At 66.1% G+C, this 13,560-nt stretch carries 9 protein-coding genes and 3 pseudogenes; 4 read left to right on the top strand and 8 right to left on the bottom strand.

Annotated elements, in window-relative coordinates:
* On the top strand, nucleotides 1–228 hold a 228-nt coding region (locus FJ694_RS28220; RefSeq protein WP_157270876.1), incomplete at its 5' end, for a response regulator.
* A 43-nt stretch (nucleotides 229–271) separates the two neighbouring features.
* On the opposite strand, the gene FJ694_RS28225 is transcribed toward FJ694_RS28220, so the two are convergent.
* The 3 genes and pseudogenes from FJ694_RS28225 to FJ694_RS28235 all read right to left on the bottom strand — a co-directional run.
* A complete protein-coding gene (locus tag FJ694_RS28225) occupies nucleotides 272–1,204 on the bottom strand; it encodes a hybrid sensor histidine kinase/response regulator (protein ID WP_157270877.1) in 933 nt (310 codons plus the stop codon).
* A 209-nt stretch (nucleotides 1,205–1,413) separates the two neighbouring features.
* A pseudogene (locus tag FJ694_RS28230) lies at nucleotides 1,414–2,604 on the bottom strand (tyrosine-type recombinase/integrase); the annotation flags it as partial.
* Nucleotides 2,605–2,797: 193 nt separating this feature from the next.
* Nucleotides 2,798–2,983, bottom strand: a pseudogene (locus tag FJ694_RS28235) (ATP-binding protein); the annotation flags it as partial.
* Between the two features lie 460 nt (nucleotides 2,984–3,443).
* On the opposite strand from FJ694_RS28235, the gene FJ694_RS28240 reads away from it, so the two are divergent.
* Nucleotides 3,444–5,534, top strand: coding sequence for a recombinase family protein (locus FJ694_RS28240; protein ID WP_232540262.1), 2,091 nt, complete (start codon nucleotides 3,444–3,446; stop codon nucleotides 5,532–5,534).
* Here FJ694_RS28240 and istB read toward each other — a convergent pair.
* From istB to FJ694_RS28265, 5 genes and pseudogenes are all read right to left on the bottom strand, one after another.
* Nucleotides 5,532–6,176 (bottom strand): annotated as a pseudogene (gene istB / locus FJ694_RS28245) (IS21-like element helper ATPase IstB); the annotation flags it as partial. The gene FJ694_RS28240 and the pseudogene istB sit on opposite strands and share 3 nt — an antisense overlap.
* Nucleotides 6,169–7,707: an IS21 family transposase gene (gene istA, locus FJ694_RS28250; protein WP_157270880.1), complete on the bottom strand. Its 1,539-nt coding sequence runs from the start codon at nucleotides 7,705–7,707 to the stop codon at nucleotides 6,169–6,171. The pseudogene istB and the gene istA, both read right to left, overlap by 8 nt.
* A gap of 111 nt (nucleotides 7,708–7,818) precedes the next feature.
* Nucleotides 7,819–8,346, bottom strand: coding sequence for a phage integrase family protein (locus FJ694_RS28255; RefSeq protein WP_232540260.1), 528 nt, complete (start codon nucleotides 8,344–8,346; stop codon nucleotides 7,819–7,821).
* A 45-nt stretch (nucleotides 8,347–8,391) separates the two neighbouring features.
* The gene (locus FJ694_RS28260) at nucleotides 8,392–9,747 is read right to left on the bottom strand and encodes a hemolysin family protein (protein WP_157270881.1); all 1,356 of its coding nucleotides are present in this window, start codon (nucleotides 9,745–9,747) and stop codon (nucleotides 8,392–8,394) included.
* 697 nt (nucleotides 9,748–10,444) lie between these two features.
* On the bottom strand, nucleotides 10,445–10,786 hold the full coding sequence (locus tag FJ694_RS28265; protein WP_157270882.1) for an HPF/RaiA family ribosome-associated protein: 342 nt from the start codon (nucleotides 10,784–10,786) through the stop codon (nucleotides 10,445–10,447).
* Nucleotides 10,787–11,218: 432 nt separating this feature from the next.
* On the opposite strand from FJ694_RS28265, the gene FJ694_RS28270 reads away from it, so the two are divergent.
* Together FJ694_RS28270 and FJ694_RS28275 are read left to right on the top strand one after the other, a co-directional pair.
* A complete protein-coding gene (locus tag FJ694_RS28270) occupies nucleotides 11,219–11,761 on the top strand; it encodes an excisionase family DNA-binding protein (protein ID WP_157270883.1) in 543 nt (180 codons plus the stop codon).
* A 26-nt stretch (nucleotides 11,762–11,787) separates the two neighbouring features.
* Nucleotides 11,788–13,479 (top strand): cation:proton antiporter domain-containing protein, encoded by a 1,692-nt coding sequence (locus FJ694_RS28275; RefSeq protein WP_157270884.1) that lies wholly within the window; start codon nucleotides 11,788–11,790, stop codon nucleotides 13,477–13,479.
* Nucleotides 13,480–13,560 lie beyond the last annotated feature (81 nt).

Genomic DNA, 13,560 nt, shown 5'->3' on the forward strand with positions numbered 1-13,560 from the left:
ATGGTCATGCCCGGCATGGACGGGCCGGCGGTACTGCAGGCACTGCGTGCTGACGAGGCCACGTGCGCCATCCCCTGCATCGCCGTGACGGCGCTGGCAGCGCCACAGGACGAGGCCCGAGCCAGGGCCGCCGGCTTTGACGGCTACATCACCAAGCCGCTGGAACGCGAGCGGCTGCTGGCGGAACTGCGCCGGGTTCTGGATCCTGGACCCGGGCCAGCCGCCTGAGTCTTGACCCCGGGGTTGTTGTGAGGAGTCGGTGTGCCGGCTGTCAAACGGGACTCAGCAGGCGTGCCAATTCCTCTGGTTCAACTGGCTTGGTGATGAACGAGTGCAAGCCTGCGGCTGCGGCCGCCTGGCGGTCTGCCTGCTGTCCATGTCCTGTCACGGCGATGAGCCGCACACCGCCCAGTTTCGGCAACTCCCGAAGGCGGCGTGCCAGCTCGTAGCCGTCCATTCCGGGAAGACCGATGTCGAGCAAAACGACGTCGGGCTGAAAAGCCGCTGCCGTGCGCAGTGCCATCGGCCCGTCTTGCGCCACTTCCACGTCGTGCCCCGACATGCTCAGCAGTAACGCCAAGCTCTCGGCGGCATCCTGGTGATCGTCGACAACGAGCACGCGCCGTAGGCTAGGCACGACGGTTTGTGCAGCCGCTGAGGCTTCTGCGGCTGCTTGCTGCTGAACCGGCAACGTCACGGTAATGGTCGTTCCCTTACCGAGCCCGGCACTTCCCGCACTGACGCTGCCGCCGTGGAGCTCGACGATGTTCTTCACCAGTGCCAGACCTACACCCAAACCCCCTTCGGAGCGGTCAAGGGCGCGCACACCTTGCACGAACGGCTTGAACGCTCGCTGCAGCAGGGATTCGCTCATGCCCATGCCGTTGTCGCTCACCTGCATCGTGGCGACCTCCCCGTCGTGCTTGACGCTGACGTCAACGCGCCCTGGTGCCGGCGTGTACTTGGCGGCATTGGTCAGCAGGTTAGTCACGACCTGCGTCAGTCGCGTGGTGTCGCCCATGATCTGGATCGGCACCGGCGCCAGTTGAACGGACAGCGAGTGCCCGCGCTGCCTGACCATGGCACCGGCGGACTCGACCGCCATGCGCACCAGCGTGTTGAGCTCCAGCGCCACGGGCTCCAGCCGGAGCTTGCCGCTGGTAATGCGGCTGACGTCGAGCAGGTCGTCCACCAGGCGGGTCATGTGTCCGATCTGTCGACCCAGCAGGTCCAGGCACCAGCGGGCCTGCGGCTCGTCGTTGGTGAATCGGTCCAGTATGGGGTGGACGGACTCCGCGTGCAAAAAGGTGCACTTTGCTCGAAAAACGTGTTGCGCGACAAGCACTTATGAAAATTTGAATTACGGCAGTGCGAGTTTAGACGTGCGAATTGGTGCGTTTTGAGCTGGGAATATCAGCGCTGACGGCGGCCAGAAAACGCCGTCCCGATCTGCCTGGAGCGGCGCTCGTCGTCGGCGTGCAAGTACAGCGACGTGGTGGACACCGAGGCATGGCGCAGGTTGTCGCGCACCGTGGTGAGGTCGGCACCGGCTTCGAGCGCATACGAGGCGTGGCTGTGCCTCAGCCAGTGCGGTGAGGCCCGGCCCAGCTTCTCGGCCAGCGCCGGATTGACGGCGGCGAGTACCGTGGCCGCCGTCGCGAAGAAGCGCTTCATGGCCGCCCACAGCCGCCTGGCGGTGATGCCGGCCTCGCCGTCGAGGCTGCCCAGCAGCGGCGTGCGCGGATCCCACTTCGCCGGGCTCACGCTCAGGCGGCGCTGCACCAAGTAGTCCTCCAGCGCGCTGCGGGCGATAAGGGGCAGCACGACCTTGCCAGCCTTGCTGCCCTTGCCGACCACATGCAGCCAGGCATCGCCGCCCGGGTCGAACTCGATGTTGCCCAGCGTCGCGCCCACCAACTCGCTGGCGCGCAGCCCGGTGCCGAAGCCGAAGTCCAGCACGAAGCGCATGCGCTGCGCCGCACGCGCCTCCCAGCCATAGGACCATTCGAGCCCATCGGCGACGGTACGAACCAGGCCCCACTCGGCGCCGGAGAGCCCCCGCGTCGTGTCCAGCCCGGCCGCTCGCATGCCGCGCACGCGGATGCCGGCTAACGGATTGGCAAGCACATAGCGCTTGTCGATGAGCCAGCGGAACATCGCGCTGAGCACCGACAGCGCGTAGGCCGTGGAGCGCGGCGAGAGGCCGCCGGTGAACGGCCGCCACAGCGGCGAGGAGCGCGCCGTGGCAGAGCCGATCCAGCGCGAGCGCGGCGCCGGGTGGCGCAGGAACGCGCGGTAGGCCACGGCGTCCTCGGTGGTGAGCGAGGACAGCGCCACGCCGCGCTCGACGATGGCCCAGAGCAGCAACCGCTCGGCCTCCTTGCGATACGCACGCTGCGTGGCCGGTGCCTCGTGCAGCGACAACCACGACTGCACGGCCTCGTAGTCGTTATTGCCGCGCAGCGAACACGATGCGCGCGGCGCACGAAAGGCGCCCTGGGTGCCATCGACATCGGCCGGCACGGCAATGTGCTCCCAGGGCCGCACGTCGCCCTGCGGCGGCATGGCCACCAGGGCGCGAGCGCGCTCGGTGAGCTCGGGATGTCGGGGCCGACGCAATTCTGAGCCACCGTGCCGACTGAACTTTGAGCCAGGGGCGGAAGCCGGTTTTTGAAGACCGGCTGTGGATAAGTGTAGGTCCAAGCTCTGGTGTTTGACCTCCTGGGTGCCGTGTTGAGCGCGCGGGGCCAGACGCGAAGGGCGTAGCCCGCAGCGTCTGGCCCCGCGCGGCAGTTCATCAGGGAAGCTCTTCTGGCCCCGGTGGCTTGGCGGCCCGGCGGGCCTGCTCGCGAGCCGAGATGCGCTGCTTGGCCTGCTCGGTGCTGCGCATGAAGCGGATGGACTCGTTGCCGGTTTCGACGATGTGGCAGTGGTGCGTGAGGCGGTCCAGCAGCGCCGTGGTCATCTTGGGGTCCCCGAGTACTTCAAACTGCCGCCAATATCGAACGGCTCATACCGTTCGTCACCGTCACGGATCTTGGTCACCCGCTGTATGGCCAACGCCTGAAGTTGTTGTCGCTGAAGTGCGCTCGCGGACCCAGCTTCATCGCCGTCGCGCTACCAGACGGACGCCGGCGGCTCGTGCGGCGCTGCATTACTGATCTGGAGCGGCCGTTGACGCCACCAGCGTCATTGCCGCGAGTCTCCGTCTGGACCCTGCTGCCGCTGGCGCGACTCGTGCGGAGCATGCTCGCCGCCTCCACCGAGGAGGCCAGCCATGCCAAGCCAGCCGCATCCGGGACTTCACCGCCCAGCATCGAAGCCACGCCGCCCCGTCCACCGGCCATGGCCGGCTCTGCCAGTTCCTGCACGGAGGCAGCTCGCTCAAGAGGTCGCTCGGCTGCTGCAGCGCATCCTAGACGCGGAGGCAGGTCATGTTGACCATGCCAAGTGAGGCGACCGAGCGCATTACCACGGCCCATCGCGCCAAGCTCGCCTACGTCTACGTGCGCCAGTCGTCGCCGACCCAAGTCCGGCAGCATCAGGAGAGCACGGAGCTGCAGTACCGGCTGGTCAACCGTGCTGCCGACCTTGGCTGGCCGCGCGAGCGGATCACGGTCATCGACGACGATCTGGGGAAGTCGGGTGCTTCCAGCACCGAGCGGCACGGCTTCCAACGCCTGATCGCCGAGATCGGCCTCGGCAAGGCCGGACTGGTGCTCAGCCTGGACGCGTCGCGCCTGGCACGCAACAACCGCGACTGGCATCAGCTGCTGGAGCTGTGCTCGATCTTCGGCGTACTTATCGCCGACGGCGAGCGCCTATACGATCCGGCGGCGTACCACGACCGTCTACTGCTGGGCCTGTCGGGCATCATGAGCGAAGCCGAGTTGCATCAGATCCGCCTGCGGCTGCACCAGGGTGAGCTACAGAAGGCTGCTCGCGGCGAGCTGCGGCTACCGCTGCCCGCCGGCCTTGCTCGGGGGGCAGCAGGCGAGATCGTGCTCAACCCCGATGAAGAGGTGCAGGCACGACTGCAGTTGGTCTTCCGCCTGTTCCAGACGTTGCAAAGCGCCAGGGAGGTGATGAAGGAGTTGCTGCGGCACGGGCTTGCGCTGCCAATGCGGCCGCTGCAAGGGCCCTCGCCACATCAGGTGGTCTGGGTGCCGGCCACCAGCGCCCGGGTGCTACAGATCCTGAAGAACCCGTCCTATGCCGGCGCCTACGTTTATGGCCGCCGGCGGCAGGATCCTCTGCGACGGCGCAGCAACGGTACCTACAGTGGTACCGTGAAGGTCCCGGTGGATGAGTGGACGGTGTGCCTCCACGACGCCCATCCTGGCTACATCGGCTGGGAGGAGTTCATGGCCAACCTCAAGCGCCTGAACAGCAATTCCGTCTCGTACGGCGCATCACGGTCTGGTGTCCCGCGCAAGGGGCTGGCGTTGTTGCAGGGCATTGCCGTCTGCGGCCGCTGTGGTCGACGCTTGGCGCTGCGCTACTCCGGTCCTCATGCGGACTACCCGGTCTACACCTGCACGGCGGACAAGCACAACAATGGCAGTCCTCTATGCCAGGAGGTGCGCGCACTGCCGGTGGACGCGGTGGTCGAGCAGGTCTTGTTGGAGGCCTTGGCGCCTGACCAGATCGCCCTTGCTGCGGCGGCCGTGGGAGAACTCGAAGCCGAGAACCGGCAGCTTGAACAGCAGTGGATTCTCAAGCGCGAGCGCGCTCGGTACGAGGCCGAGCGAGCCCAGCGGCAATACGACGCGGTCGAGCCCGAGAACCGCTTGGTAGCCCGATCGCTTGAGCGAGTCTGGGAAGAGAGGCTGCGCCAACTCGAAGCCGTGGAGCTGGCTTATGAGGCATGGCACAGGGAGCGTCCCGCGGCGTTGAGCGATGACGAGCGTGCCGAAGTGCTGAGCCTTGCTCAGGACCTGCCGCGGGTGTGGCAAGCCGCAACGGCTCAGGAGCGCAAGCGGATCCTGCGCCTGGTGGTGCGTGAAGTCATCCTGGACCAGAAGCGCGAGCCAGGCATGGTGTGGATGCAACTTTGCTGGCAGACAGGGGCCATTACCGAACATCGCCTACAGCGCAAGGTGCATTCGTACAGGGACTGCGTCACCAGCGAGCTCATTGAACGCCGCATTCGCGAGCTCAATGCCGAAGGCAAGATGGACTACGAGGTCGCAGCACAACTCAACGCGGAGGGCATCATGTCGCCGCGCGGCGTGCCCTTCGATCACGGCACCATCCACGTCCTGCGCAAGCGCTGGAACATCCGAACGGCCAAGATCAACGGCGTCGAGCCCAATCCACCGCGCTGGCCCGATGGCAGTTACTCGGTGCAAGGTGCCGCGGCAGCGCTCGGCATCACGCCGCAGACGGTATTCAAGTGGCTATACAAGGGGCGTCTTCAGGGGCATCAGTTGATGAAGGGCCAGCCCTGGCAGATCACATTGCATAGCAAGGAGATTCGCTCTCTGCGGGCTCAAGTTCGACGCACCAGCCGTTCCAAGAAGGAGGCATCATGAGATCTCCGGCTCCACGAATACCGTCGACCACTCACCGAAGTCGAGGTTGGTCGTGATCAGCACGCTGGTGTGCTCGTAGAGCTTGGACAGCAGGTGGAACAGCAAGGCGCCGCCGGCCTGGCTGAAGGGAAGATAGCCCAGCTCGTCCAAGACAACGAGGTCCATGCGCAGCAGCGTCGCGGCAATGCGCCCGGCCTTGCCCTGCGCCTTCTCCTGCTCCAGCGCGTTGACCAGGTCCACGGTCGAGTAGAACCGCACGCGCTTGCCGTGGCGCGTGATGCCGGCCACGCCGATGGCGGTCGCAAGATGCGTCTTCCCGGTACCCGGCCCGCCGACGAGAACGGCGTTGTGCGCGAGCTCGGTGAACTCGCAGCTCGCCAGCTGCGTCACGAGCTTGCGGTCCACCGGCGAGACCTCGAAGTCGAAGCCGGCCAGGTCGCGGTGCATCGGGAACTTCGCCGCGTGCATCTGGTAGCTCACCGAGCGCATGGCGCGGTCGGTGGCCTCGGCCTGCAGCAGGTGCTCCAGCAGCCAGCGCGAGGTCTCCACGCCGGCGTTCTGGCCTTGCTCCAGCAGTTCGGCCCAGGCGCCGGCCATGCCGTGCAGCCGCAGCGCCTTGAGCTCGGCAATGAGGTCACTCATGGCCAGCCTCCTCGCCCAGGGCCGGCACGGCGGCGGTGCGGCTGCGCAGCCGGTCGTAGCGGCCCGGATCGGCCAGTGGTGGTGTCTTGACCTGCAGCGGCGTGGCCACGGCCTGCGGCAGCGGCGCGGCGTTGAGCCGCCCCAGCACGTTGAGCACGTGCTCGATGCTCACGCGCCCGGAGGGCGGCGCGCTCTCCAGGGCCAGCTCCACCGCCACCAGCACGGCGTCGAGCCCGGCGCCCGGCACCAGGGCCAGCACCTGCGCCATGACGCGGTCGCCGCCGCTCTCGCGCAGCAGCGCCCGGCGCAGCCGCAGCAGCGGCTCGGGCAGTTCCGCGAAGGGCGCCCCGTTGCGCAGCGCGCCGGGCTTGCGCTGCAGCAGCGGCACGTAGTGCTGCCAGTCGTAGTGGGTCTGGCCGCGGTCGCTCAGCCGTTCGTGGCTGGCCACCGTGTCGTCGCCGGCCACCACCACGACGCGCCCCGGGTACAGCCGCGTGCTGACCATCTGCCCAGCGAGCTCGCACGGCACGGAGTAGCGGTTGCGCGCCACCGTCACCAGGCAGGTGCTGCTCACGCGGGCAGGCTTCTCGACGTAGCCGTTGAAGGGGGCCGGCATGGGCATGAGGTGCGGGCGCTCGTGCTCCAGCATCTCGGCCACGCTGAAGCGCTCATGCTGCGGGTGGCGGACCTCCTGCCACAGCGCACGGCAGCGCTCGCCCAGCCAAGCGTTGAGCTCGGTGAAGGAGCTGAAGCGCCGCTTGGCCGCCTCAATCCAGATGCGCCGGCGGCTGTCCTGCACGTTCTTCTCGACGACCCCCTTCTCCCAGCCTGAAGCCACGTTGCAGAAGTCGGGGTCGAACAGGTAGTGGGCGCACATCACGGCGAAGCGCGCGTTGACCTGCCGTCCCTTGCCCTTGTGGACCTTGTCCACGGCGGTCTTCATGTTGTCGTAGATGCCGCGCCGGGCCACCCCGCCCAGCGCGCTGAAGCAGCGCGTGTGCGCGTCGAACAGCATCTCGTGGCCCTGGCTGGGGTAAGCCACCAGCCAGAACGCGCGGCTGGCACACAGCTTCATGTGCGCCACTTGCAGCCGGTAGTAGATGCCGCCCACCACCAGCCCTTCTTCGCTCCAGTCGAACTGGAACGCCTCGCCCAGCTCGAAGGCCAGCGGCACGAAGGCGTGGACGCTGGCGCCCAGGCCTTCGCCGGCGCGCCAGTCGCGGATGAAGTCCGTCAGCCGTGTGTAGCCGCCGCCGTAGCCGGCAGCCTTGAGCTCGGCGTGCAGTGCCTTGGCCGTGCGCCGCTCCTGCTTCGGGCGCCGGGCATCGGCCAGCAGCGCCTGCTTGACCATCTCCACGAACGGCGTGAGCTTGCAGGGCTGGGGCGCGCGCCGGTACTTCGGTGCGTCGGTGACGTCGGCCTGCAGCCACTTGGCCACCGTGTTGCGCGACAGCCCCGTCATGCGCGAGATCTCCCTCTCGCTCTTGTTCTCCCGGCGGTGCAGTCGCCGGATCCATCCGATCTGGTCCATGGTGATCAATCCTCGATTCCCCGCTGCACAAAAAAGCAGCAGGGTAGGTGTTCACCTGGCTCAGTTTTCAGTCGGCACGGCCATCAGAAGTGGCTCACTTTTCGGTCGGCCTCAACACTCGGGATGCGAGGCGAAGAGGGCTTCGACCTGTGTGGCCATGGCCGGGCCCAGCCCAATGACTGCTGTCCACCAGCGCCGGCGGCGTGGCACCCTCAGCGTGAGCTCGGCCAGCGTCCGGATGCCCGCCTTGTGTAGCACGGTGGCCACGCGCGGGGGCAGCCAGCGGCCCACGTCGTCGCCGATGAGCGGCTGCGGGATGGGTGCACTGCGCAGCGCCTCGACGGCGTGCGCGACGATGCGCGCGGCCGCGGCGCCCTTGCGCGCCGTGCCCGTGAAGAGCCGCGCCAGATCCTCGCGCTGGCGGCTGGCCGCGAAGGCGGCAAGCTGCCGGCGGATGTGGCCGATCACGGCGCGCGATGAGCCGCCGGCGGACCGCCGCTCAGGGAGGAAGCGCGCCACGGCCTCTCGCGAGGACAAGCCTTCATGCCAGGCCCGCAGGGTGGACAGCTCCGGGGCGTCGGGCAGCTCCAGCGGCGGCTGCTTTTGGGCGGGCTCTGCGGCGGACCGGCGCGTTTTCACGCCAGACAGTTTAGGTCCGCGGCGCCACTGATCCGATAAGAGGAATTATTTCCTCAGTATCGTTCCATCCGAGTTCAACACTGGGCTTGCTCCAGCGGGCGCCAAGTCGACCGGGGTTTCGGGCAGCCGGCTGGCGAGCACCTTGTCGATGACCTTGTCATCCATATCCACGATCTCGAAGTGCCAGCCATCCCATTCCACCGAGTCACCCAGGCTGGGCAAGCGGCCCGTCATCAGCATGATCATGCCGCTGAGCGTGTGATAGCGGCCTCGCTCCTCCTCGGGCACCGTGGGGAGCCCCAGCCGGTCCTTGAGCTCGGGCACCGGGATATGGCCATCGAGCAGCCAGGATCCGTCCTCGCGCTGCATGGCCCAGGACGTGGCCGGATCGCGTGGGTGGAACTCCCCCGTGATGGCCTCGATGAGGTCCTGCAGCGTCACGATGCCCTGGATCTGGCCATACTCGTCGATGACGAAGGCCATCTGCACGTCCGAGTCCCGGAAGTTGTCGAGCAGTTCCATCCCGGTGACGGTCTCGGGCACATACAGCGGCGGCTGCAAAGGCTGATCGGCGAGCTCGCGCGAGCCGCCTTGCAACGCTCGCGACAACCATTGCCGTGCATTGATCACGCCCAACAGGTTGTCGAAACCGCCTTTGACGACAGGAAAGCGCGCGTGGTCGGACTGCTCGATCAGCGCCAGCTGCACCTCGAAAGGGTCATCGGTGTCGAGAGTGACCACATCGGCACGCGGCACCATCAGCGAGCCGATCTGGCGGTCGTCCAGGCGGAACACGTTGCGCACCATCGTGTGCTCGTGGGACTCGATCACGCCCGCGCTCGTGCCCTCGGCGAGCACTGCATGGATCTCCTCTTCCGTAACCGCCTGGTTGTTGCCGTCCTTGACGCCCAGCAGTGCCAGGAAGAGTTGAGTCGAGACCGTGAGCAGCTTCACGAAGGGCTTGGTCGCGAGCGCCAGGACGTCAATGGGCCGAGCCGCCAGCCGCGCCAGCGTCTCGGGGTGGGACTGGCCCAGGCGTTTGGGCACCAGCTCACCCACGACAATGGAAAAGTAGGTGATGAGCACCACCACCAGGCCGGTGGCGCCGTAGCCCGCGTAAGGCTCTGATGCACCAAGTTCTCGCAGCCAAGCGGCCAGCGGCTGCGCCAGGGCTGCTTCGCCGACGATGCCGTTGAGCACGCCGATGGACGTGATGCCGATCTGGATGGTGGAAAGGAACCGGGTCGGGTCCTCGCCGAGCTTGACGGCCGCTGCGGCGGCCATGTCGCCCTCATCGATGAGCTTCTGCAGCCGGGCCTTACGGGCTGTCACGAGGGCTATCTCGGACATCGCGAACAGGCCATTGAGCACGATGAGGGCGGCGAGTATGAAGACTTCCATGGAAGGCGCCGCTACAGGCGCCATGAGTTGTTGAAAGCGGGCATTCTAGGAACTGGCTCACGAGTGGCCGGTGAAGGCCTGTCGGCGTTCAGCATCCGCACACCAGGACGGGGCGAGCTGACGCCGTCACCTGACCAGCCCCTTGCACGCCCGAAGATGCAAGTGCAACCGTCTCTGTGGGCCAGAAGCGGTTTGCCGAGTTCCTGGCTGTGCAGCGCACCGTGACACAGGCACGCGCGCAGTGTCAGAGGAGCATGACGGCTGCAGCGCCGGCACCGCACAAGACGCTGGTGGTTCCTAGAAAGGCAACGTCACGCTTTTCGTTGCCCAGGCGCCACGCGTGGATGGTGCAGCCAACCAGTACTAGCGTGAGGAATACCAGCCAAATCTCAAGATTTTCCATAGGTCCATTCCATTGTTTTCCGTGACGGCTCAGGCGCTTCAGCAGCCCCGGATACCAAGCCGAGCCGTTGCTGCATGGCGCGACATGCAGCCACCGCAAACCATTGCCATCTCAATCGCCCAAAGCAGGGGACGCTGCCAGCCACCGATGCGGCCAGGCAGGCATCACGCCTGGCCAGGAACACTCGAACGCTGCACGGACAGCGCCCAAGCGCCTTTGTGATGCGCCGTCCAAAGGAAAGTTCAAATTTCCTCCTGCATCAGCAATGCGAACTGATGGGGGCCGCGCTGCCCGTCAGCGGTGCAGGTCATGGGCGTGCCAGGTTCTCTCGGAAAGCTGGGGCTGGCGCAACTGCTCGACGGCAAGGTGGCCAACACGATCAGCGGCCAGATCTATCACGTCGTACAGATCGACACCGGCACCAACGACCGTGACAGTGAGTGCGCCCATGAGTTGTAGCTCAATAAGGCAGTAGCCTTTCGCCAAGCCACGGCGACTGCGCGTGTCACCGAGCCGCACGTCGACGCGCTGTACCTGGTTATGCCTGCGCATCAGCACAAAAAGCAGGCGCCGACGGACGTGGTCAATCAACGCGTTGTTGACGCAGGCATGCAAGGCACGAACTCGGATATCCAATGCGGCTTTCCCTCGGTCACAGCACTTGGAGATCAAGAAGCTGCAGGAAGATCCTGAGCTCATGCGAGGCCGGAAGTTCCGCTTGGTTGCGTTCACAAGCTACCAGCCAGGGCGTGGCACAACCACTGGCGGCGCGGTGAAAGTCAGGTCGAGGCCGATCTCCGCCAGTCCATTCGTGCTGGAGGTCACCATGGTTGACCCACACCACCTGAGCCGGCACCAAGGGCAGCGCCATCTCGTCAACGAGGGTGGCAGCCGCCATTGAAGGCCCAGAGCATGACGACGTCGTCGCCGCGCACGTACCGGGGTGGGCGAGACAGCCGTTGGCCGCATGGCTCACGGGCCCACCAGGTTGACGCGTGCCAGCGTCGCCATGGCAAGGACTTTCGTTTTTTTCGCTTTTGCCTTAAAGTATTCGAATAAAATGCGGGCATGTTGAACCGTCACCACGTGCCTTCGCTCAACGAGCTGCTGGGCTGGCTTGAGCGCGCGTTCGCCCAGCACATCGAAGTCGAGGCCCGGGCCGGCCGGACGGCTGTCATGCGCCTGGGTGGCAAGGAGCTCGGCCTGCGAGACGTCCGCGAGCCGCCACAGCAGCTGACCCAAGAGCTGTGCGGCAAGCTGGCCGAGGTCGCCGCGTTCGGCCTCACGACGGCTCTCACGGAAGAGTCTGCGGCTGGAACACGGCTCAGGATGCAGCTCGTCACTGCTCTGGCTGCGATCGAGGCCACGACAGGCTCGAACAGGGAGCGCCCGCACAGCGATGACGGCGAGGCCTTGCTGACGACGGCCGAGGCCGCAGCCCAGCTGGGCATGAGCCGGCCCTACGTCTCGATGCTGTGTGACCAGGGCAAGCTGGGCGAGGTCAGCCGCTCCGAAGGCGGACATCGACGAATCCGACAGTCCGCGGTTGATGAATACAAGAAGTGCCATTTGGGAGACGCCACCGGCCACCCGCCTGCGGCCAAGCGATAGCTCAGGCAGAGAAAGAGAACACGAAGTTGCACCACGACATCACCCTCATTACCACGCTCGCTGCCGGCTTCGGGCTGGCCCTCATCCTGGGCTTCATTGCGGCGCGCCTGAAGCTTCCCGCGCTGGTGGGCTACCTTCTCGCTGGCATCGCCATCGGCCCGTTCACGCCCGGGTTCATCGCTGATTCGCATGTTGCCGGGCAGCTTGCCGAGGTTGGCGTGATGCTGCTGATGTTCGGTGTCGGACTGCACTTCTCCATCGACGACCTGCTCGCTGTGCGCAAGATTGCGCTTCCTGGCGCCGTCGTCCAGATGGTGGTGGCTACAGCCTTGGGCGCCGGCGTGGCGAGCCTTTGGGGATGGTCGGTGGGCGCCGCCTTGGTGTTCGGCATCTCGCTTTCCGTGGCAAGCACGGTCGTGCTGCTCAGGGCGCTCGAAAGCCGGGGCATGCTGGACTCCGCGAACGGGCGCATCGCCGTAGGGTGGCTCGTTGTCGAGGATCTCGCCATGGTGCTGGTCTTGGTGCTGCTGCCCGCGCTTGCGCCCTCGCTGGGTGGACAAGGCGACGCGACCGACCGCAGCACGGCCATGACGATTGCGATCACGCTGGCCCAGGTTGGTGGCTTCGTGGCGTTCATGCTCATCGTCGGCAGGCGTCTCTTCCCGTGGGTGCTCTGGCAAGTCGCCAAGACGGGGTCGCGGGAGCTCTTCACGCTTTGTGTCATCGCCGCCGCCGTCAGCATCGCGTACGGGTCGTCGCAGGTGTTCGGGGTGTCGTTCGCTCTTGGCGCGTTCTTCGCTGGCATGGTTCTTCGCGAATCCAGGTTCAGCGAACGTGCAGCCGAGCAGACACTGCCGCTGCAGGACGCTTTTTCCGTGCTGTTCTTTGTCTCCGTGGGGATGCTGTTCGACCCGAACATCGTTCTCAGGGAGCCGCTGCACCTTCTGGCGACGGTCGGTGTCATCGTCATCGGCAAGTCGCTGGCGGCGATCGCCGTCGTGTTGATGCTGCGCTACCCGGTCCGCACCGCCGTCACCGTGTCCGCAAGCCTGGCGCAGGTGGGCGAGTTCTCGTTCATCCTTGCGGGGCTCGGCATGACTCTGGGGCTGCTGCCGAAGGAGGGCAACGACCTTATCCTGGCCGGTGCCCTGATCTCCATCGCGCTCAACCCGCTGATGTTCAGCTTCGCGGGTCCGCTCGAACGCTGGTTTGCGCGATACCCGAAGCTCTCTGCCCGGCTTGATCCCTCTTCGAACCCGCTGTCCGAGCTGCCGATGTCGACCGAGAGCAAGTACCTGTCGAACCAGGTCGTGCTGGTTGGCTGGGGACGTGTCGGCAAACAGATTGCCGGCGAGCTGACCAAGCAGGGTGTGCCCTTTGTTGTGGTCGAATCGAACAGGGAGTTCGTCGAGGAACTGCGCCGCAGGAACACCCCGGCGGTATGGGGCGACGCGACCGCGGAAGGCGTGCTGATTCAGGCACACGTTCGCGACGCGCGCGCCCTTGTCATCGCCACTTCAGAGACGGTTCAAGTGCGGTCGATGGTCGAGATAGCACGCACGTTGAACCCCGGTGTCAACGTCATCGTTCGAAGTCATAACGAGGAAGAGGCGGATCTGCTGGAGCGCGACGGTGCTGGCAAGGTATTCGTCGGCGAGAGGGAACTGGCCCAGTCCATGGTCGGCTCCGTGTTGAGTCTGGTGAAGCTGCAAGCATGACGACTGGCACAGAGCAGCCAAAAGGCCCCAGCCCTGGCCCGAAGCGGGGCACACCCTGTGTTCCATGCCAGCACGATGGCG

The organism is Azohydromonas aeria (assembly GCF_009760915.1).
Taxonomy (GTDB): Bacteria; Pseudomonadota; Gammaproteobacteria; order Burkholderiales; family Burkholderiaceae_C; genus Azohydromonas; species Azohydromonas aeria.